The organism is Phocicoccus pinnipedialis (assembly GCF_903994035.1).
GTDB lineage: Bacteria > Bacillota > Bacilli > Staphylococcales > Salinicoccaceae > Phocicoccus > Phocicoccus pinnipedialis.
Genome location: NZ_CAJEWB010000003.1, coordinates 1 through 22,430 on the forward strand (window position 1 = coordinate 1; position 22,430 = coordinate 22,430).

Here is a 22,430-nt window from a genome sequence, read left to right on the forward strand (position 1 = left end):
GTCAAGCAGCGATTAAAGCTGAACAACAAAGAGTAGCAGCACAAAAAGCAGAAGCAGATCGTCAAGCAGCGATCAAAGCTGAGCAACAAAGAGTAGCAGCACAAAAAGCAGAAGCAGATCGTCAAGCAGCAATCAAAGCTGAGCAACAAAGAATTGCAGCACAAAAAGCAGAAGCAGATCGTCAAGCAACGATCAAAGCTGAGCAACAAAGAATTGCTGCTCAACAAGAGCAACAACGCCAAGCGAAGTTAGCTGCTGAAAAGAAAGCAGCAGAAAAAGCTGCTAATCCAGTTTCTAACACGACTTCAAAACCAGTGTCATCATACGGACAAAACTTTTATTACTATGGCGACTGTGCATGGTACGCGTTTGAGCGTCGTAAAGAATTAGGTAAAAGTGTAGGAAATATGTGGGGTAACGCGCATAATTGGGCAGACAATGCACGTTCGAACGGTTATAACGTAAATAACACGCCATCAGTTGGTGCGATTGTACATAGCTATGCTGGTACAAACGGCGCATACGGTATGGGACACGTAGCAGTTGTTGAATCAATCAACCCAGACGGTTCAATCACGGTATCTGAAATGGGTTGGCCAACAGCAGGGTTTAAAACAATTAGAACAATCTCAGCAAGCAAAGTTGCAAGCCACAACTTCATTCATTAATATATATATATGCTACCCTTAGGGGTAGCTTTTTTTATAAAATTTGTTAATGCCTTTACTTAATCATTGAGTAGAGTTAATGGTAGAATTGTTATAACAAATCAGGGAGGCCGCATCATGAACAAAAAGATACTCATTTCGGTGATTGCGATTCTTGCAATTGTCGTGATCGGGATTAGTATTTACGCAGTTGTACAAAAGTCAGACGAGATACTGTCTAATTCCAATGTTGAAACGATAAAAGAGACACAACCTCATGATACGCATCATGCTTCAGGTGACAAACTAGATTTACCTGTCACGAAGGTGATTAACGCTGACGAGGATTTACAAAATATCATAGTAAAAAATAAGGTAACCGTGGTGAATTTCTTCGCATCCTGGTGTGGACCATGCCGAAGTGAAACGCCTCTCTTAGATGATTACTACACCGATTTAGATGACGATATCGCACTTGTCGGTGTCAACATATCGGATAATGAAAAAGGTAGAAATAAATTTTTACAGGAGTTCAGCGTCGACTATCCGATCTATTTATTCGAAGACGAAACAGAGGCACTTGAAAGATATAAACTTATAATGATACCAACGACATTCTTTTTAGATCAAGAAGGCAATATTGTTCGCGTCTACGTCGGAGAGTTATCAAACAAGACACTTGACCAATACATTCAGTTTGTAAAGGAGCAATAACATGGGCATACATCAATACTTTAAAAGTTTAAATGACCTAGAAAAATTAACACGTATGCCTGGTAAGTTTAAATATCAAGAGCATAACGTAGCAGCACATAGTTTTAAGGTAACGAAGATTGCACAATATCTTGCAACGGTAGAAGAATATAATGGTACAGAAATAAACTGGAAGTTATTATATGAAAAAGCGTTAAACCATGACTATCCAGAAATATTCACAGGAGACATCAAGACACCTGTAAAATACGCATCACTCGAAATCAACCAGTTATTTTCGCAAGTCGAACAAACGATGACTGCTAAATTTGTCGAGCGTGAATTTCCTAAAGCGTTTCAACAGATTTATAAGGACAGATTTAGCGATGGTAAAGACAGCACAATTGAAGGACAAATCTTATCAGTAGCCGACAAAATAGATTTGTTATATGAATCTTTTGGAGAAATTCAAAAAGGAAATCCAGAGGAGTTATTTTTTGAAGTATACGAAGAATCGCTCGGTGTAATTAAAAGATACAAGCATCTTGCGTGCGTGCGTGACTTCTTAAAAAACATACTCACAGAAATGCTCGCAGAGCGTTCCATTCCCCAATCTGAGCTAAAAACTATTACTGAAGCGATTCTGGAGTTAGAATAGTATATGGAATTATTTTGGTACATGATGGCACTAGTCGTGCCTGCGTTTTTAATCGTCATGTTCACTGCATTTACAAGAAATCGATACGTGGCGATTATTCTTGTTTTTATTATTTTTGCGGTCTCAATATCACGTGGTTTTTATAACTCAGAATGGGTAATTTATTTAGATGCATTAAGCATCGTTATCGGATATATACTGATAGATATATTCAACATAGATCAACATCAAAATGATGAAAAGAAATGACCGAACGTGTGTTTGTCGTTTCTTTTTTTATTTTGGTGGTTTTGTAGTAAAATAGAAGTATCGAATAGCGGAGGCAATAATAATGGCAAAGTTTGAATTAGTATCAGATTTCGAACCTGCTGGTGACCAACCTGAGGCTATAAAAGAGTTAGTAGAACAGTTGAAAAGTGGTCAGCGCCACCAAACACTGCTCGGTGCTACGGGTACAGGTAAGACGTTCACGATGAGTCAAGTCATCAAAGAAATTGGCAAGCCGACGTTGATCATCGCACACAACAAAACACTTGCAGGACAATTATATAGTGAATTTAAAGAGTTTTTTCCAAATAACCGTGTGGAATATTTTGTGAGTTACTATGATTTTTACCAGCCGGAAGCTTATGTTCCGTCCACAGATACGTTTATAGAAAAAGACGCATCGATTAACGATGAAATTGACCAGCTGAGACACTCGGCAACGTCATCTCTCTTCGAAGGTGACGACGTAATCATCATCGCATCGGTGTCGTGCATATATGGTTTAGGTAACCCGGAAGAGTACCAAAATATGAGAGTGAATGTGCGTGTCGGTATGGAAATCGACCGTAATGCACTGTTGCGTAAGCTCGTCGACGTTCAATATCAGCGCAATGACATTGACTTTAAGCGTGGTACATTTAGAGTCCGTGGAGATATCGTAGAAATATTCCCTGCGTCAAAAGAGGAACAATGTATTCGCATTGAATTCTTCGGAGACGAAATAGATAGAATCAGAGAAATTAACTACCTAACCGGAGAAGTATTAAATGAACGTGAACACTTCGTGCTGTTCCCGGCATCCCACTTCGTCACGCGTGACGAAAAGCTGAAAGTAGCGATCGAACGTATTGAAAAAGAGTTAGAAGAGCAGCTTAAGAAACTTAGAGATGAAAACAAGTTGCTCGAAGCACAGCGTTTAGAACAACGTACAAACTACGACCTTGAAATGATGAGAGAGATGGGATTCTGTTCAGGTATAGAGAACTACTCCGTCCACCTGACGCTTCGTCCGCTCGGTTCAACGCCTTACACGCTCCTCGATTACTTTAAGGACTTCGTCATTATGATTGACGAGTCACACGTAACGTTACCGCAAATTCGCGGAATGTACAACGGCGACCAAGCGCGTAAGAAGGTACTCGTTGAGCACGGATTTCGTTTACCATCGGCTCTCGATAACCGTCCACTCATGTTTGATGAGTTTTTAAACAAAGCGCAACAACTACTCTATGTGTCTGCGACACCAGGGCCATTTGAGCTGAAGCATACTGAAAAAATGGTCGAACAAATTATTCGTCCTACGGGTCTCTTAGATCCGACAATAGACATACGTCCAACGGAACACCAGATAGATGATCTTCTTGACGAAATTGTAAAATGCAGTGAGAAAAATGAACGTGTGATTATCACAACACTCACAAAAAAAATGTCAGAAGACTTAACGGTATATTTAAAAGAAGCAGGCGTAAAAGTACAGTACTTACACTCAGAAATCAAGACTTTAGAGCGTATTGAAATTATTCGAGAACTTCGACTTGGCACCTACGACGTATTAGTCGGAATCAATCTGCTCCGTGAAGGAATCGACATTCCAGAAGTCTCACTCGTCGCAATCTTAGACGCGGACAAAGAAGGGTTCCTTCGCTCATCTCGTGCATTAGTACAGACAATTGGGCGTGCTGCGCGTAACAGTGAAGGTCACGTAATCATGTATGCGGATAAAATTACGGACTCGATGAGATATGCCCTAGACGAAACGGCACGACGTCGTGAAATTCAGATTGCTTTTAATGAAAAACATGGGATCACACCAACGACAATCAAGAAAGAAATCAGAGACCTTATCAGTGCGGAAGTAGAAGTTAAAGATGATAAACGACCAGAGAAAGCCGGAACAATAAAACTGACAAAGAAAGAGCGAGAAAAAGTTATCAAGCAGTTAGAGAAAGATATGAAAGAAGCGGCACGAGAACTCGATTTCGAGCGCGCATCAGAACTGCGTGATGCACTCTTTGAACTCAAAGCAGAAGGGTGATTTAATTTGGCTTTAGGCAATAATACACACATAAAAATAAGAGGCGCGAGACAACACAACTTAAAAAATATTGATATCGACATTCCAAGAGACCAGTTGATTGTAATGACAGGACTTTCTGGTTCTGGGAAGTCGTCACTTGCGTTTGACACAATCTATGCTGAGGGTCAGCGACGTTACGTGGAATCACTTAGTTCATATGCCCGCCAATTTTTAGGGCAGATGGAAAAGCCGAATGTGGATACAATTGAGGGACTCTCTCCCGCAATCTCAATTGACCAAAAGACGACGTCAAACAATCCTAGGTCGACTGTTTCAACAATCACTGAAATCTACGATTATTTAAGGCTGTTGTATGCACGTGCGGGAACACCGTACTGTCCAAATCATGACATCGAAATTTCAAGTCAAACCATTGAAGAAATGGTCGATGAAATCATGAAACTTCCTGAAAGAACACGCATTCAGGTGTTTGCTCCGATTATACGTGGTAAAAAAGGACAACATAAAAAAGTGTTTGAAGCACTTCATAAAGAAGGGTTTGCACGTGTAATCGTTGACGGTGATATGTATGACGTCGATGATGTTCCAGAATTAAATAAGAACACGAAACACGATATCGATGTGGTCGTAGACCGTATCGGTATTCGTGAAGGTGTGGAGTCTCGACTATCAGACTCTCTCCAAATTGCGTTAGAAAAAGCGCATGGTAATGTGGATATTAACGTCATTGACGGAGAAGATCTCCACTTCTCAGAGAACTTCTCATGTCCGATTTGCGGATTCACACTACCTGAACTTGAACCACGATTGTTCTCATTTAACGCACCATTTGGTGCATGTATAGACTGTGATGGTCTCGGTGTTAAATGGGCAGTAGACAGAAAACTTGTTGTGCCGGATGAAACGCTATCGCTTAGAGATGGTGCAATATTGCCATGGCAACCAATCAGTTCGAACTATTATCCAAATCTACTTGAGCAAACGGCTCAGTTTTATAATATCGATATGAGCAAACCGTTTAAAGAATTGACGAAAAAACAAAAAGATATCATCCTGTTTGGCTCAGACGATGATATTCTGTATCACTTTGAACAGATGAACGGCGTAAAACGATCACGAGAAATGAAGTATGAAGGTGTCATGAACAATATAGACAGACGTTACCGTGAAAGTCCGTCAGCATATACGAGAGAACAGATGGCACAATATATGAGAGAAACGGTATGCCCAACATGTGACGGTTATCGTTTAAATGTAGAAGCAAGATCTGTAAAAATTAATCACAAACACATTGGTGAATCTGTGGATCAATCGGTGCACGAGGCACTCGATTTCTTCACTCACTTAACACTTTCTGAACAAAACAGTCAGATTGCGAAACCGATCTTAAAAGAAGTAAATGACCGTCTGAAGTTCTTGCAAAACGTAGGGCTCGACTATTTAACCTTAAACCGTAGAAGCGGTACACTCTCAGGTGGAGAAGCGCAGCGCATCAGGCTGGCTACTCAAATCGGTTCGATGCTGTCGGGAGTACTCTACATTCTTGATGAGCCATCAATTGGACTCCATCAACGAGACAATGACAGACTCATATCAACACTGCATGAAATGCGTGATCTCGGTAATACGTTAATCGTCGTTGAACACGATGAAGACACGATGCTCGCGAGTGACTATTTAATCGATATTGGTCCAGGAGCAGGTGTGCATGGTGGTGAAATTGTCTCAGAAGGAACGCCCGAGTATGTTATGAATGACGATCACTCGTTAACTGGGCAATATTTAAGTGGAAAGCGTCATATTCCACTCCCAGAAAAATACCGTACACATGATAAATCAGAGGTATTTAGAATCCGTGGCGCACAAGAAAACAACTTAAAAAACATTGATGTAGATATTCCTAAAGGTGTTCTGACAGTCGTAACAGGTGTATCAGGCTCGGGTAAAAGTACGTTGGTAAACGAAATTCTGTACAAGGGTCTTCATCAACAACTATATAAATCAAAACATACAAGAGGAAAAGCAGACAGCGTAACTGGAGCAGAGTATCTGGACAAAATCATCGATATTGACCAATCACCGATTGGCCGTACACCACGTTCGAACCCAGCGACATATACAGGTGTATTTGACGATATTCGCGATGTGTTTGCAAACACAAACGAAGCCAAAGTCCGTGGATATCAAAAAGGGCGCTTCAGTTTCAACGTGAAAGGCGGACGTTGTGAAGCATGTAGAGGTGACGGTATTATCAAGATCGAAATGCACTTCTTGCCAGATGTTTTCGTACCGTGCGAAGTGTGTAACGGTAAGCGTTATAACCGTGAAACGCTCGAGGTCACATATAAAGATAAAAATATCTCCGATATTTTAGAGATGACAGTTGAAGAAGCATACACATTCTTCGAAAACATTCCTAAAATTAAACGTAAGATCAAAACTTTAAAAGATGTTGGTTTAGAATATGTTCAACTTGGGCAACCGGCAACAACTCTGTCAGGTGGCGAAGCACAGCGCGTGAAACTTGCATCTGAATTACACAAACGTTCAAATGGAAAAACACTCTATATACTTGACGAACCAACGACAGGACTACACTCAGACGACATCCGTCGTTTAATAGATGTCATTCAACGCCTCGTAGACAATGGAGACTCTGTGGTTATCATTGAACACAACTTAGATGTGATCAAGGTTGCAGATCATATCATAGATTTAGGCCCTGAAGGTGGCGATGGTGGAGGAGAAGTTGTTGCGCATGGTACAATTGAAGATATCATGAAAGAACCACGTAGTTATACGGGGTATCATTTAAAGAAATGGCTTGAAAGAAGCCACCAGGAGGTCAAGTAATGAATAGCAAAGAAAGAATTCTGAAATTATTAGAAGATGGCAAAATTACTACTGCAGAAGCGATTGACCTGATGAATGCACTTAACTATAAAACGGAAGACATGGATGTTGGAAGTGAAGAAGAACCAAAAGTAGAAGAATCAGAACACCAATATACTGAAAAAGATAATAACCCGATGTTCCAATTCTTTGAACAGATGACGGATGAAGTGGGTAAATATGTGGATATCGATAAAATCGAAAAAAATATGAAAGACACATTCCAAAATGTAAAGTCATCGGCAGAAAACCAAGCACAATTTAAACAAGTCGTTAAAACGTTTGAAAAGACGTTCGATTCTGTTAAAAATACGAATATCGATTCTATTTTTTCAAAAGGAACAAAAAATAGAATGATTGAAACGCTCGACTTGCCATTCAAAAAGATGAGCATCGATGTGACAAACGGAAATGTATCTATCAAACCAACGACTGGCACAACCGTTGTCCGTTTTGAAGTCACACCGTTTTATCACAAGCTTGATAAAAAGCGCAACTACTTCCAAGACATCGTCTGCGAAGTGAAAGACGAAGAACTGATTATTTTATCTCCACTTAGAAGTGCCAAAGTGAATGTAGAGGTTGAAGTAAACCCTCTAGATTTAAAACGCTTGATTGTTTCCGGATCAAATGGAAATATCGATGTGAAAGACATCGCAACAGAAGATTTAACAGTAGACATTTTGAATGGAGATATCACTGTGGATCACCTGATGGTGAAAACAGGTTTTCTACGCACTTCAAAAGGACAGGTGGATGTAGACAAGGGACAGTATGACGCGCTTGAAGTTGTGACAATGCTCGGCTCTGTTAAAACAGATGAGCTGAATGCACGAGAAATAGACATACACTCTAACGGTTCTGTGAATCTATCAGTAAGTGACAAAGCAGAAGTTGTGAGCGTTAATACAAATGTCGGCGGCATCAATATCGAAGTTCCTGCTGGAACAGAACTTGCTGGACGCTTGTCAACGGTAATGGGTAACCTGAATTATCCACCAGGACTCGACACGCGTTACATGAAACCATCCGATTTTGGATTGAAAGAAGTTATGATTTTAAATGATAAAGACACGGGACTCGTAATCGAAGCCTCAACAAAAATCGGCAGCATCACATTGCACAGAAATTAGTAATAAAATAACCGAATCCTTAAGTGGATTCGGTTTTTTCGTGGAAGTCTTAATCGTGTATTAAAAATCACGAATACATAAATATCACTCAATGTGCACGTACCACACAATTAAACAACCTTTCGAATCCGATACATATTTAAGACGTACAGTTTTTGATATAATGGACTTATTAACCAAAAAATCGAGGACTTATTATGATTATTGTAAGAGATATACTGGAAAAGTTTGATCTGACGCTACATGCTGGTAGCGAAGGTCTAAATAAAGAGATTGTGAGCATTGATGTGTCTCGTCCCGGGCTTGAAGTTGCGGGGTATTTTTCACATTATTCTTCCGAGCGCATCCAAATTTTTGGTACTACTGAGACGACGTTCTTCATGCATCGTCTTACCGATGAAGAACAAGAGAGTCGTGCGCATTCACTGTGTCGTAAAGACACACCGTGTATTATTTTAACACACGGTCATGTACCGCCAGAAGCACTCATCAAAGCGTGCGACAAAACAGGCACCGCGTTACTTTCTACACGCATGACTACAACAGGGTTCAACTATGCACTGACCGATTACCTTGAAATGGCACTCGCTCCAGAGACGAACGTACACGGTGTACTTTTAGATGTCTACGGAATTGGTGTTCTAATTACCGGAGAAAGTGGCATTGGTAAGAGTGAGATTGCACTCGAACTTGTAAAAAATGGGCATAGGCTTGTCGCAGACGACAACGTCGAAATTAAACAAATTCAAAAAGATCAACTCATTGGGAAAGCGCCAAAACTCATTGAAAACCTACTCGAAATTCGCGGGATAGGCATCGTTAATGTGATGACACTATTTGGTGCCGGTGTTGTGCTCAACGAAAAGCGCATCATGCTCAATGTACACTTAGAGTTTTGGAATAAAAACAAGGAATACGACCGTGTCGGATTAGAAGAACGCTCCATGAAAATCTTAGATACGGAAGTTTCTCAAAAGCTGATCCCAGTTCGACCTGGACGAAACCTCGTCAACATTATCGAAGTCGCTGCCATGAATTTTCGCTTACAAAAGATGGGTATCAACGCAGCTGAAGAATTTAACGAACGTTTAAAAGCATTCATCCGACAAAAATCAGGAGGAGAGACTCGTCATGACATCTAACATAGACCGCGTCGCGTTTAACTTATTTGGCTGGGACGTCTATTGGTACGGTATTATCATGTTTATAGCGATGCTCCTAGGATATGTCGTCGCAAATAGAGAAATGGTTAAAAAAGGATTCAATAAAGACCTGCTTATGGATATGATGTTCTATATCATCATATTCTCTCTGATTGGTGCGAGGCTTTACTTCGTATTATTCAATATTGGGTACTACATACAGAATCCACTCGAAATTTTCGCGGTGTGGGAAGGCGGTATGGCGATCCACGGTGGTCTGATTGGGGGCGTACTCGCGGGAGTATACTTTACACAAAAACACAAATATAGTTTCTTCCAGTTCGCCGATATTTTGATTCCTTCCGTACTACTCGGTCAAGCGATTGGTCGTTGGGGGAACTTTATTAACCAAGAGGCACACGGTGGACCAGTGAGCCGTGCGTTCTTAGAAAACTTACACATCCCTGAGTTTATAATCAATCATATGAACATTGATGGAACGTATTACCATCCGACATTCCTATACGAAAGCATTTGGAATATTCTTGGATTCGTATTACTAATTATACTGAGACCGAAATTAAAGGTGGGTCAAACACTGTTTATATACATGATTTACTACTCGATTGGTCGATTCTTCATAGAAGGCATGCGTACAGACAGCTTGATGTTCTTCGGAGGACTTCGCACAGCACAACTCATGTCTCTTGGGTTAATTATATTAGCGATTGTCCTTTGGATTTACCGCGAAATAAAAATGAAGCCGCCAGTTTATGGTGAGGTTTACGGAAACCTTTTATCAGATAAAGACAGAAAAAAAGCGAGACGTAAGCAAGCGGTTAAGACAGTAAAAGCAAACAAGAAAAGGAAGAAATAAATGAGAAAAGTAGAACGGTTTAAAGTAAAGGGACCGAATCCATTATGGAGAATGTATCGCACAATTTCATTTTTAAAAGTGGCCAAAAACTTTGTCGTGATTGAACTCGGACGCTTTATGCCTTCTACCAGATTAAAACACGTATTCTACAAGCGTGGGCTTAACATGAAATTAGGTAACCATGTGTCAGTTGCATATAAAGCTATGCCGGACCTTTTTTACCCGGAGCGTATTACTATCGGGAACAATTCAATCATTGGCTATAATACGACCATTCTGACACATGAATATTTAATCGATGAATACAGAATCGGCGACGTTGTGATCGGACAACAAACGATGGTCGGCGCGAACGTCACGGTTTTACCGGGTGTCACGATCGGAGAAAATTGCATGATTGGTGCAGGCACTGTCGTCTCAAAAGACGTGCCCGACAACTCACTCGCATACGGAAACCCAATGATTATAAAGGAGCGACAAAATGAACGAGAATAATATCATTTCGCTCCAATCAGATGGGCGAATTTATTACATGCAGGCGATGAAGAAAAAGCACGCAGGAATGTTTAGTGAAGCGCGCGAATTGATGCTTCGTGCCCATGAACTCGAGCCGCAAAACAGAGAATATATATCAGAACTTGCATACTTAATGTCGTCTTCCGGACAAACGGAAGCGGCAGAGCAGTTTTTAATTGACATGTTTGTGCGCGATAACTTCGACACGACATACTACTATGACTTATCAGAAGTCAACATCATCGACGAAGAGCCAAACAAAGCGCTCCTCTTCGGTATGAAATACGTAGACCTGTATGACGATACAGAGTTTTACGATGAGCTCTTTGAAATCTTTGAAATTGCAGAATTTGATTACGATGAAATTATAGAAGAAGCCGATGAGTTTATTGGCATGTTTATATTCCAGACACTCTTTATGAATGGGAATATCGAAGCATCACTTGATTTCTTATATTCATTAGATATTGAAATCCAGGAGACGAGAGCGTACCGTAACCAAAAGGCGATGGCACTACTTTTCTTAAACAAGTTCGAAGAAGCACAAGTCATTTTAGAGACGTTACTCGAAGAAGATCAGACAGACATGACAGCACTGAGTCATTTAACACTTCTATACTTTTACACAGGCAACATGGAGCAATACACGCGATTTCTCCGTAAGTTAGAAGTCGTTGAACCACTTGACGAAGACGCACGCTTAAAAGTAGGACTCGTATTAAATTTCTTAAACAAGAGCGAGATGTCTTATAAACTGCTCTATCCGCTATATAAGAAAAAAGTAATCATCAATTTCCAACTGTTGCACGCGCTCGCACAGTCTTCATTCAACATTGGTAAAGAGAAAGAATCGCGTCAATATTGGGAGGAACTTCAAAAGTTCCAACAACTCGATGAAATGCATAGTCCTTGGAAGAGACGCGACGCGCGAGAAGAACTGAATCGTATCATTGATGTATATCTTCAATCCGATGATGCAGACATGAGAGTCCTAGGACTATTCAAGTCGTCACTCATCGCCCCATCTGACATCATCTTAGGGTCTCCTATGTGGGACCTTATCGATGGATTTGGGACCAGGGAAAAGCTATACACAGCATATCTATATAACCAATTACAGATGTCTAAAATCGACCGACTTCATGATGGACTTGTAACACTCGAAGCAATCGATGCCACTGATGCGGAGATGCTTGGTTTCATAGACCTAATTAGAAATTTAGAAGGCTCGAAGAATGAACTAAAGCATGAAGGAGAGACACTCGCATTCGCGTACATGTATATCTATCACAACACAGACGGCGATTCACTTTTAGACATTTCAAAGACAAACAATGTGTATATGAAACAACTCGAGGAAGCAGTCCGTCTCATTAAGCAAAATGAATGAAAGAACGCACGCTTTCTACTATAATTAGGAAAGTGAATTATAAAGAAATAGGAGAATTGAAATGACGAATACGAATATAGTAGACGTAGCAATTATCGGTGCAGGCCCTGCAGGAATGACAGCTGCAGTATACGCGTCTCGTGCTGAATTATCGACAGTAATGTTAGAACGTGGCATGCCAGGCGGACAGATGGCGAACACTGAGGATGTCGAAAACTTCCCAGGGTTTAGCTATGTGACTGGACCAGAATTATCACAAAAAATGTTTGAGCACTCAACGAAATTTGGTGCAGAATACAAATATGGCGATATCCAGTCTGTAGAACTCGATGGTGACATCAAAGTCATCAAGACGTCTAGTGAGGAGATTCGCGCAAAATCAGTCATCATCGCTACTGGTGCAGAGCATAAAAAAATGGGCATTCCGGGTGAAGACCTGCTCGCTGGTAAGGGCGTCAGCTACTGTGCGGTATGTGACGGCGCATTCTTTAAAAATAGACACTTAGTCGTGATTGGTGGCGGAGACTCAGCAGTCGAAGAGGGCATTTTCTTAACAAAATTTGCTGATAAAGTGACAATCATCCATAGACGTGACGCGCTTCGTGCGCAAAAAATCATTCAAGATCGTGCGTTTAACAACCCTAAAATTGATTTTATTTGGAACACAGAACTTCACTCTATTAACGGGGATAGCGTCGTAGAATCTGTGACGTTATTCGACAAAGATAAGAATGAAACTTATGATTTCGATGCAGATGGTGTGTTTATCTACATCGGAACGCAACCACTGACAGCGCCATTTGAAAGTTTAGGAATACTGAACGAAGAAGGCTATGTCATTGCAAATGAAGAAATGGAAACTAAAGTTCCTGGTATCTATGCTGCTGGTGACGTCCGCGTAAAACAATTAAGACAGATTGTTACAGCGACTGGCGATGGTAGTATTGCGGCTCAAAATGCATCAGATTACGTTGGAACACTAGAGATTTAATCTATGATGGAGCCATAAGGTTCCATCATTTTTAAAACCAAGCGAGGGGTTGGCAAAATGAAAGATTTAATTATTTTGACAGGTATGAGTGGTGCAGGTAAATCCGTAGCGCTAGATGCACTAGAGGATATGGGGTACTTCTGCATCGATAATTTACCTCCCGTTTTACTTCCAAAAATTGTTGAGCTTATGGAATCAACGAATGAAGAAATGCATAACGTTGCCCTGGGTATCGATCTCCGCGGACAATCAATGTTTGAACGTTATATCCACGAAATTCATGAACTTCCATTACAAAAAGACATGAAGTTGTCGATACTTTTCCTTGATGCGTCAGACGAACGCTTGATTTCTCGTTATAAAGAAACGAGACGATCACATCCGTTAAACAAGGGAACTACTCTGACTGAAGCAATCCGAGAAGAACGTGAAATTCTAGCGGATTTAAAAGGAATCGCGACGTTCGTTTTTGACACGACGGAACACAGTCCAAAAGGTTTAAAAGAAGAAGTATATAAATATTTAAATAAAAATAAAGACACGTTATTTACTGTAAACTTACTGAGTTTTGGTTTCAAACACGGACTGCCCAAAGATGCAGATCTCGTTTTTGATGTGCGATTTTTACCAAACCCATACTATATCGAAGCACTTCGTAAGAAAACAGGACTCGATCAAGAAGTTTATGACTATGTTATGAAATTCAAAGATACCGAACGCTTTTACAGAAAACTCGCAGATATGCTGACGTTTATGCTGCCACTCTATGTGAAAGAAGGTAAATCACAACTCAATATCGCGATTGGTTGTACAGGAGGTCAACACCGTTCAGTATCGCTTGTGGAACGCTTATCTAAACGCTTAAATAATAAGTATAAGTACGAAATTAATACGATTCACAGAGATGCACACATAGAAGGTGTAATCCATGAAAAAGATTAAAGTCGTCCTAGTTGGTGGCGGTACGGGTCTCAGTGTTCTGGCACGTGGTCTCAAACAATATCCAATTAATATCTCAGCGATTGTCACTGTTGCAGACGATGGTGGCTCAACAGGGTTAATACGTGAACAGATTGACATGCCAGCACCAGGGGATATTAGAAACGTACTTTCTGCATTAAGTGAGAGTGAGGAAACATTAGAGCGCTTGTTTGAATTTAGATTTAGCAAGAATGAAATTAGCGGGCACTCACTCGGCAACTTAATGATTGCAGCGATGTTTGATATGACAAAAGACTTCTCGCAGGCAGTAAGGCAATTGTCTAAGATTTTAAATGTACGTGGAGAAGTGATTCCGAGTACGAACGAATCACCGAAACTTGCTGCCGTGATGGATGACAATTCGATCTATGTCGGCGAAAGTTATATTCCAAAAGCGGATAAAAACATTAAAAAGATGTTGTTGCTACCTATGGATTTGCAAGGATCACCACACGCAATTGAAGCGATTGAAGCGGCGGACTATATTGTATTTGGACCAGGAAGCTTATATACAAGTATTATTCCAAATGTCTTACCAACCGGCGTTAAATCAGCATTACAAAATGCTACAGCTAAAAGCATTTACATCTGTAACATCATGCAACAACCGGGTGAGACCATGGGCATGAGTGCATGTGACCATGTAGATGCACTGCACGCACATATTGGAAAAGAGATTATCGACTTTATAATTATGAGTCAATTAGAATTAACAGATGAAGAAACAGCACGTTATACAGCAGAAGGTATTGATTTTGTTGTGTGTGACCAGGAAAGTTTAAATCGTCGGGGGATTAAATTACATACGAGCAAAGAACTCTTAGAAGTGAGTGAAGAGGGTGTAATTCGCCATAATAACGAAATACTTGCTAAAGTGGTCTATGACCTGATGCTCGACGAAACCGATGCACTGACTTATAAAGAATAGGAGGGATGACTGTGTCCTTTGCGAGAGAGATGAAAAACGAACTCACGCGTATAGAAGTAGATGCGTGTTGTATGAAATCAGAACTCGCTGCACTTTTAAAAATGAACGGATCGATCAGTTTTCATAATGGAAAATTTGTTGTAAATATCCAGACTGAGAACGCTGCGATCGCAAGACGAATCTTTACACTCATCAAAGAAGTGTATGGCGTGGAAATCGAACTCCTTGTTAGAAGAAAAATGCAGTTGAAAAAGAATAATGTTTATATATGTAGAATTACAGACAAGACGCGAGACATACTGGATGATTTGAACGTATTGCGAGAAGGGGAAATTATTCATAGCGTGAGTGAAGAAGTGCGAAAAGATGACTGCTGCATACGCTCATATTTGCGGGGCGCATTTCTTGCCGCGGGTTCTGTGAATAACCCAGAAACAAGTGCGTACCATCTAGAAGTCGCATCGCTATACGAAGCGCATGCTCAAGAGCTCACAGAACTCATGAACATGTACGAACTGAATGCAAAATATATTGAGAGAAAACGCGGTTACATCACGTATTTAAAAGAAGCAGAAAAGATATCGGACTTCCTTGGCTTAATTGGCGGCGTACAAGCGATGTTGAAATTCGAGGATATCCGAATTATCCGTGATATGAGAAACTCGGTGAACCGACTGGTGAACTGTGAGACTGCGAATTTGAATAAAACCATTAACGCAGCGATGCGCCAAGTAAATAACATTAAATTTATTGATAAAGAACTCGGCATCGATGCACTACCGGATCGACTGAGAGAAATTGCCAAACTTCGGGTTGAACATCAGGACGTGAGTTTGAAAGAACTCGGCGAAATGGTTTCAACAGGCGCAATATCAAAATCCGGCGTCAACCACAGACTGAGAAAACTAGATGAGATTGCAGAGAAACTCCGTAATGGAGAAGATGTAAAAATATAACAAGTCATGCCTAGTTATATCAAGGCATGACTTGTTACCATGGGTAAGGATATAATTCTAAAAGAAGATTTTTACGGTCTGTAGAAAATCTACTATCGTACTCAGGTACTTTATTAATCAAGTTAGTTAAATAATCATCTGCACTTGAAATCGTCTTAGCCGGAACTCCAGCTACAACAGAATTTGGTTCTACATCCTTGGTAACAATCGCACCAGCTCCAACTACAGAATTAGGGCCTATTGTCACGCCAGGTAAAATTATAGCTCTGTGACCTATGTAACAATTGTCATGAATTGTGACTCTTCCGTACTTAATGAGATATTTATGTTTTGGATTATTTCTGAATATCCAAGAACCACCATCGTGAGTGTGTATAACTACATCATCTGAAATTGTTACACTTTTTCCAATACTGATTAAATAAGGCTCACTGCCAATAGTAAGTTTCCCTGTAATTCTGCAATCATTAGAGATTTGTACTCCCCTTTTTTTTAATTTGTTTATGTAATATTTTCTTCTATAGTTACTAATCATTTTCCTCATATGTATCTTCTCCCTTCATTAAATATTATACTAAACGTTAAATAAAACCCAAATAAAAATATTTGGGTTAATAAATTTTTAATAAAACATTAATCTTTACCTGGTTCTAATACTTCATCAATTAAGCCGTATTCTGCTGCATCAGAAGCACTGAGGTAGTTATCACGATCAGTATCTTTTTCGATTTTTTCTAAAGGTTGCCCCGTTCTTTCAGAGAGAATTCGGTTTAACTTCTCACGTGTTTTTAAAATATGCTTAGCAGCAATTTCGATTTCAGTTGCTTGACCTTGAGCACCGCCAAGAGGTTGGTGTATCATCACCTCAGCGTTTGGTAACGCAAATCGTTTACCTTTAGCCCCAGCTGCAAGTAAGAATGATCCCATAGAAGCAGCCATACCGATAGCAATCGTTTGGACATCCGGTTTGATGTGTTGCATCGTATCATAGATTGCCATACCTGCAGTCACACTACCACCCGGAGAGTTAATGTAAAGGTAAATGTCTTTCTCAGCATCTTGAGCTTGTAAGAAAAGTAGCTGGCTCACAACAGAGTTTGCAACATTGTCATCAATTGCACTACCAATCATAATAATTCTATCTTTTAAAAGTCTGGAATAGATGTCGTACGCACGTTCCCCACGACTTGTTGTTTCAATAACCGTTGGTATTAAATTCATTAAAAAATCCTCCTAATAAGAATGTTTATATTATAGTTATACCATCTTAGTCAAATAAGGTCAAAGAATTGAACTTATGGATTATTACAAAGTACTTTATGTAAAGTATTTGTAAAATTCATACAAACTTATGCATAAGTACATTATAATAAAAGTATAATGTATTTTTGCCCTCGTGGTGTAACGGATAACACGTAAGATTCCGGTTCTTAAGATAGGAGTTCGATTCTTCTCGGGGGCGTTTGAACCTTAACTTCCTTTTATATCGTTGATATAGGAGGAAGTTAAGGCTATAATATATTAGATTAATTTAAAATCGGAGGATACTATGGAACAAACGATTGACTTAGGAGATTTATTTAAAATTATTAAGAAATATTTATGGGTGTTTATTCTACTCCCGCTTATTTTCTTAGGTGCAGCCTTAGCAGTGTCACTTTTTATTATTACGCCAAAATATGAAGCAACAACGCAGTTACTTGTTAATGAGAAACCAACGGACAACTTACAAATGGCGCAACAAATTCAATCCAATTTAAAACTGGTCAATACATATACGGAGATTATTAAAAGTCCAAGAATACTAGATGAAGTAGAAAAAAATATCGATCAGGTATACTCAGCAGACGAAATTAGAGAGATGCTTTCAGTAAATAACCAGGCAGAATCACAAGTGCTAAATATTAATGTCACGAGCGAAGCGCCTGAAATATCTAATGTACTTGCAAATACAATCTCTGAAGTTTTTAGTGATGAGGTCGTGGATATTATGAGTGTAGATAACGTATCGATACTCTCAGTAGCGGAAGGTGATGCAAAACAAGTAGAACCACGTACACCGATCAATGCAGTAATCGGGTTATTTATAGGGTTTATTCTTGCGTTAGCATTAGTGTTCTTAAAAGAAATGACAGATACACGAATTCGTACAGAAGAGCACGTTGAAGAAATACTTGAATTACCAATTTTAGGAACAATTGCAAAGGAGAAATGAGTGAATAATTATGGCTAAGAAAAAACAAAAATTAAATCCACTGATTACATACGAAGCCCCTAAGTCACCGGTTAGCGAAAAGTTTAGAGGGATTCGTACGAATATATCATTTTCAAGGGTAGATAATAACATTAACTCATTAATAGTGACAGCTGAAAAACCGGATGCAGGTAAGTCTACGATAACCTCTAACATCGCAATAACTTATGCACAGTCTGGCTTAAGAACGTTAATTATTGATGGAGACATGCGAAAACCAACGCAACATTATATCTTTAACGAAACTAACACCAAAGGGTTATCATCTTTAATTGTCGAAAATGGAGAACCTGATGATTTTATAAAACCAACACATATCGAGAATTTATTTTTACTTACGTCAGGTCCGATACCTCCCAATCCTTCGGAATTAATTGGTTCGACACGATTTAAAGAAGTTTTTAATAAATTAAAAACTCAATTTGATATGATTATTATCGATACACCACCTACATTGTCTGTGACAGATTCTCAATTATTTTCTAAACTCGCCCATAATGTTGTCTTAGTCATCGATGCAGAAAACAATAATCGTGAAGAGGTAAAAAGAGGTAAAGAACTGATAGAACAGTCTGGTGCGAAAATTCTTGGTGTAATTTTAAACAAAGCAACATTAGAGAAAAACACAAGCAACTACTATTATTACTACGGTGATGAGTAATGATTGATCTACATAATCATATTTTAATCGGTGTAGATGACGGACCAGAAACCTTTGAAGAATCACTAGCACTTCTAAAGCAAGCCAGAGATGAAGGGATTACTCATATTGTCGCAACGCCTCACCATTTACACCCAAACTGGGATACACCTACTTCAGTTGTGAGAAAAAAAGTGGATGAGCTAATGGAATACCCAGAAGTTAAAGCGTTAGGTATTGAAATATTGCTAGGTCAAGAAATTCGTTTAAAAGATCATTTATTTGAGGGCTTAGAACAAGGAACAGCAATAGGGCTAAACAAGTCAAATTATGTACTGATTGAATTACCGTCTAGTCACGTGCCATCATCTACAAAACAAATTATTTTTGAATTACAAAGAAAGAGTTACATACCCATTATTGCACATCCAGAGAGAAATAAAGCAATAGCAAATGACTTATCTATCTTATATGAATTAGTCAATGCGGGCGCACTTGCGCAACTGACAAGTACAACTTTAAATGGTGATATGGGTAAAAAAACACAAAAGTTATCGATTCAAATGATAGAGCACAATCTCGTACATTTCGTTGCATCAGATGCTCATCACTCAGAAACCCGACCGTTTATAATGAAAAGCTTATTCACGAATAAAAATCTAAAAAATATTCAGGATGAAATTAAGCGACTATTAAATAATGCAGAAGTAATCGTAAACAATGATAAGTTAAATAAAAATAGGCCGGAAGAACCGAGAGTAAAGAAACGGTTTTTTGGTTTGTTTCAAAGGAAGGACGAACTATGAGAAATTCATCTATTAGAATGAGACTACTTGCACTGATAATACTGGACTCATTGATTGTGACATTTTCAGTGTTTTTAGGTTATTACATCTTAGAACCTTATTTTTCAGAACATTCTATGAAAACATTGGTGCTTTCTGCTGCAGTATTACTTATGAGTCATCATATTTTTGCGAATATGTTTAATTTATATCATCGCGCATGGGAATATGCCAGTGTGAGTGAACTTTTATTAATCGTAAAAGCAGTGACAGGTTCAATACTTGTTACTGTAGCGGTTGTACCAATAGTGACGCAGAGTGCACCATTTTTAAGACTATATTTTATTACTTGGATGATGCATTTAATACTAATAGGCGGCTCTCGTTTGTCCTGGAGAGTGATTAGACGCCAATTCATAGAGAATGGCGATATAAAAAAGGTCCCCACACTCATTGTAGGTGCGGGACGTGGGGGCTCACTACTCGTCCGCCAAATGTTAACCACACCTTACATGGGCATGGAGCCCGTTACAGTGGTCGACGATGACATAAATAAACAAAATATGATGTTAACAGCAGGAGTTAAAGTACAAGGTCAAATTAAAGATATACCTCAACTCATTGCTAAATATAAAATAAAAAAAGTGATTATTGCGATACCGACACTTTCCCCAAAACGATTATCTGAAGTAAGTAAATTATCTGAAGGACAAGGGATTGAAGTACTTAAGATGCCGAATATCGAAGAGGTAATGGCAGGGCGTATCGAGGTCAACCAACTTAAAAAGGTTGAAGTAGAAGACTTATTAGGGCGTGAACCCGTTGAACTCGATATGGGAATGATATCAAAAGAACTGACTAAGAAGATAATTCTTGTGACAGGCGCAGGCGGTTCAATAGGATCTGAAATTTGTCGACAAGTAGCAAAATTCGAGCCAGAGAAAATTATACTAGTCGGACACGGTGAAAACAGTATCTATCTTATACATCAAGAACTCACGAATACATATCGGGATAAGATAGAATTCGTACCCGTTATTGCAGATATTCAGGATCGCGAAAGAATGTTTGACATCATGAATCAATATCAACCATACGTCGTGTATCATGCTGCAGCGCATAAACATGTACCATTAATGGAATATAATCCAGAAGAAGCGGTTAAAAATAATATTTTTGGTACAAAAAACGTTGCAGAGGCCTCCAAAGATGCGAAAGTTAAAAAATTCGTAATGGTCTCTACAGATAAAGCAGTTAACCCACCTAACGTCATGGGTGCAACGAAACGCGTTGCCGAAATGATCATTCAGAGTCTGAATGATGAAGAAAGTGAAACAGATTTTGTTGCAGTTAGATTTGGTAATGTACTAGGGTCTAGAGGATCAGTGATTCCTTTATTTAAGAAACAGATTGAAGCGGGTGGACCGGTGACGGTGACACATCCGGAAATGACGCGTTACTTTATGACTATACCGGAAGCGTCTAGACTTGTGTTACAAGCTGGTGCTTTAGCTACAGGTGGAGAGATATTCGTGTTAGATATGGGTGAACCAGTTAAAATAGTTGAACTCGCTAAAAATCTCGTTAGACTAAGCGGCTATAAAGAAGAAGATATCGGAATAGAGTTTACTGGTGTAAGGCCAGGAGAGAAACTTTTTGAAGAGTTACTTGATGAAAGTGAAATTCACCCTAATCAGGTATATGATAAAATTTATAGAGGTAATGTTGACAGTGTTAATAGAACCCAAATTAAAAGTATATTGGATAGAATATCTAATGACAAAAGCAAGGACTACTTACTGGATGTAGCTAATAGAAGATTGTGGTGAAAATATGAGCAAACTGGGTAGTTTGAATTTAGGTTTTATAGTTTTACTAGTGTATATTGACCAAAATTTCATTAGTATACCAATGATTATAATGGCAATTTTATATTTCTTAGCGTTTTTATTTTCTACTAAAAAAAACGTTTTAGGAATCTTTTTATTTTTGATGATGATTTCTACAAGTACGTTGCTCTATATAGCTAATGTGTATTTTCTAATATTTTTAATGAAAAATTATCACTCTAAAACGCCTCTAAACAATACATTAGTCATGGTTATAATTTTAATCTTATACGAAGGTGTTCATGTCTTATTGAACTCGTTTTACGGATATGATGAGAGTGTTATAAAATGGCTTGGCTTCTCAATATGTCTTATATTATTTATTTATCTAAAGCCACTTCAAAAAGAAATTGACATAGTTCTTACTTTTAAATATATGTTATATGGGTTCATATCATATTCAGTATTAACAATTGGAACCTATATTAATTTATATAATGTTTCTGAATTTTTCACAGTTATTAGAAGGTTTGGATATCTGCCGTATCATAAAGAGGAAGGTTTTTTGTTAATAAATCCGAATATGGTAGGAAAACATAGTGCGTTCATAATCAGTTGTTATCTGGTATTAACTAATTTAAAGAAAATTAGGATTGCTCCTTCGAATTTAGTATTAATAATATACGTAGGTATTATAGGAGCATTAACTGTATCGAGGGGTTTTATATTAGTACTATTATTGATATTAGTTTTATTTTTGTTTATGAATTTTATTAAACAAAGGTTCTTGCCAATAATAGTTGTAGCTATAAC

At 38.8% G+C, this 22,430-nt stretch carries 22 protein-coding genes and 1 tRNA gene; 21 read left to right on the forward strand and 2 right to left on the reverse strand.

Annotated features, from left to right (window positions below; genetic code table 11):
• The 15 genes from H9D55_RS00485 to whiA form a co-directional block, all read left to right on the forward strand.
• On the forward strand, positions 1-668 hold a 668-nt coding region (locus H9D55_RS00485), incomplete at its 5' end, for a CHAP domain-containing protein (protein WP_208454714.1).
• A gap of 117 nt (positions 669-785) precedes the next feature.
• The gene (locus H9D55_RS00490; protein ID WP_186075867.1) at positions 786-1,361 is read left to right on the forward strand and encodes a TlpA family protein disulfide reductase; all 576 of its coding nucleotides are present in this window, start codon (positions 786-788) and stop codon (positions 1,359-1,361) included.
• Between the two features lies 1 nt (position 1,362).
• Entirely contained in the window at positions 1,363-1,998 is a 636-nt protein-coding gene (locus tag H9D55_RS00495) for a YfbR-like 5'-deoxynucleotidase (protein WP_186075869.1), read from the forward strand.
• A gap of 3 nt (positions 1,999-2,001) precedes the next feature.
• A complete protein-coding gene (locus H9D55_RS00500; protein ID WP_186075871.1) occupies positions 2,002-2,247 on the forward strand; it encodes a DUF2198 family protein in 246 nt (81 codons plus the stop codon).
• Between the two features lie 82 nt (positions 2,248-2,329).
• Positions 2,330-4,300: an excinuclease ABC subunit UvrB gene (gene uvrB, locus H9D55_RS00505; protein WP_186075873.1), complete on the forward strand. Its 1,971-nt coding sequence runs from the start codon at positions 2,330-2,332 to the stop codon at positions 4,298-4,300.
• Between the two features lie 6 nt (positions 4,301-4,306).
• Positions 4,307-7,156 (forward strand): excinuclease ABC subunit UvrA, encoded by a 2,850-nt coding sequence (gene uvrA, locus H9D55_RS00510; RefSeq protein WP_186075875.1) that lies wholly within the window; start codon positions 4,307-4,309, stop codon positions 7,154-7,156.
• Positions 7,156-8,328, forward strand: a complete 1,173-nt coding sequence (locus H9D55_RS00515; protein WP_186075877.1) for a DUF4097 family beta strand repeat-containing protein — start codon at positions 7,156-7,158, stop codon at positions 8,326-8,328. The genes uvrA and H9D55_RS00515 overlap by 1 nt, the downstream gene beginning before the upstream one ends.
• Before the next feature lie 197 nt (positions 8,329-8,525).
• Positions 8,526-9,470 carry an HPr(Ser) kinase/phosphatase gene (gene hprK / locus H9D55_RS00520; RefSeq protein ID WP_186075879.1) on the forward strand — a complete coding sequence of 315 codons (945 nt, stop codon included), beginning with the start codon at positions 8,526-8,528 and terminating at the stop codon, positions 9,468-9,470.
• Positions 9,460-10,347, forward strand: a complete 888-nt coding sequence (gene lgt / locus H9D55_RS00525; protein ID WP_186075881.1) for a prolipoprotein diacylglyceryl transferase — start codon at positions 9,460-9,462, stop codon at positions 10,345-10,347. The genes hprK and lgt overlap by 11 nt, the downstream gene beginning before the upstream one ends.
• Entirely contained in the window at positions 10,348-10,842 is a 495-nt protein-coding gene (locus tag H9D55_RS00530; RefSeq protein WP_186075883.1) for an acyltransferase, read from the forward strand.
• Positions 10,829-12,253 (forward strand): tetratricopeptide repeat protein, encoded by a 1,425-nt coding sequence (locus H9D55_RS00535; protein WP_186075884.1) that lies wholly within the window; start codon positions 10,829-10,831, stop codon positions 12,251-12,253. The genes H9D55_RS00530 and H9D55_RS00535 overlap by 14 nt, the downstream gene beginning before the upstream one ends.
• A 61-nt stretch (positions 12,254-12,314) precedes the next feature.
• A complete protein-coding gene (gene trxB / locus H9D55_RS00540; protein WP_186075886.1) occupies positions 12,315-13,244 on the forward strand; it encodes a thioredoxin-disulfide reductase in 930 nt (309 codons plus the stop codon).
• 57 nt (positions 13,245-13,301) lie between these two features.
• Positions 13,302-14,186 carry an RNase adapter RapZ gene (gene rapZ, locus H9D55_RS00545; RefSeq protein WP_186075888.1) on the forward strand — a complete coding sequence of 295 codons (885 nt, stop codon included), beginning with the start codon at positions 13,302-13,304 and terminating at the stop codon, positions 14,184-14,186.
• Positions 14,173-15,153: a gluconeogenesis factor YvcK family protein gene (locus H9D55_RS00550; RefSeq protein ID WP_186075890.1), complete on the forward strand. Its 981-nt coding sequence runs from the start codon at positions 14,173-14,175 to the stop codon at positions 15,151-15,153. Before rapZ ends, H9D55_RS00550 begins: the two co-directional genes overlap by 14 nt.
• A gap of 11 nt (positions 15,154-15,164) precedes the next feature.
• Positions 15,165-16,109, forward strand: a complete 945-nt coding sequence (whiA, locus tag H9D55_RS00555; RefSeq protein WP_186075892.1) for a DNA-binding protein WhiA — start codon at positions 15,165-15,167, stop codon at positions 16,107-16,109.
• Between the two features lie 34 nt (positions 16,110-16,143).
• On the opposite strand, the gene H9D55_RS00560 is transcribed toward whiA, so the two are convergent.
• A complete protein-coding gene (locus tag H9D55_RS00560; RefSeq protein ID WP_186075894.1) occupies positions 16,144-16,653 on the reverse strand; it encodes an acyltransferase in 510 nt (169 codons plus the stop codon).
• A gap of 89 nt (positions 16,654-16,742) precedes the next feature.
• On the reverse strand, positions 16,743-17,330 hold the full coding sequence (gene clpP / locus H9D55_RS00565; protein ID WP_186075896.1) for an ATP-dependent Clp endopeptidase proteolytic subunit ClpP: 588 nt from the start codon (positions 17,328-17,330) through the stop codon (positions 16,743-16,745).
• A 169-nt stretch (positions 17,331-17,499) separates the two neighbouring features.
• On the opposite strand from clpP, the gene H9D55_RS00570 reads away from it, so the two are divergent.
• The 6 genes from H9D55_RS00570 to H9D55_RS08105 form a co-directional block, all read left to right on the forward strand.
• Positions 17,500-17,571: transfer RNA gene (locus tag H9D55_RS00570), tRNA-Arg, on the forward strand.
• 87 nt (positions 17,572-17,658) lie between these two features.
• Entirely contained in the window at positions 17,659-18,324 is a 666-nt protein-coding gene (locus H9D55_RS00575; RefSeq protein ID WP_186075898.1) for a Wzz/FepE/Etk N-terminal domain-containing protein, read from the forward strand.
• A 10-nt stretch (positions 18,325-18,334) separates the two neighbouring features.
• Positions 18,335-19,024 (forward strand): polysaccharide biosynthesis tyrosine autokinase, encoded by a 690-nt coding sequence (locus H9D55_RS00580; protein ID WP_186075900.1) that lies wholly within the window; start codon positions 18,335-18,337, stop codon positions 19,022-19,024.
• Complete coding sequence (locus tag H9D55_RS00585) at positions 19,024-19,809, forward strand: tyrosine-protein phosphatase (protein ID WP_186075902.1); 786 nt, start codon at positions 19,024-19,026, stop codon at positions 19,807-19,809. Before H9D55_RS00580 ends, H9D55_RS00585 begins: the two co-directional genes overlap by 1 nt.
• Positions 19,806-21,617: a nucleoside-diphosphate sugar epimerase/dehydratase gene (locus tag H9D55_RS00590; protein ID WP_186075904.1), complete on the forward strand. Its 1,812-nt coding sequence runs from the start codon at positions 19,806-19,808 to the stop codon at positions 21,615-21,617. The genes H9D55_RS00585 and H9D55_RS00590 overlap by 4 nt, the downstream gene beginning before the upstream one ends.
• Before the next feature lie 4 nt (positions 21,618-21,621).
• Positions 21,622-22,430, forward strand: an 809-nt coding sequence (locus H9D55_RS08105) for a hypothetical protein (protein ID WP_208454715.1), incomplete at its 3' end; no start/stop codon positions are given.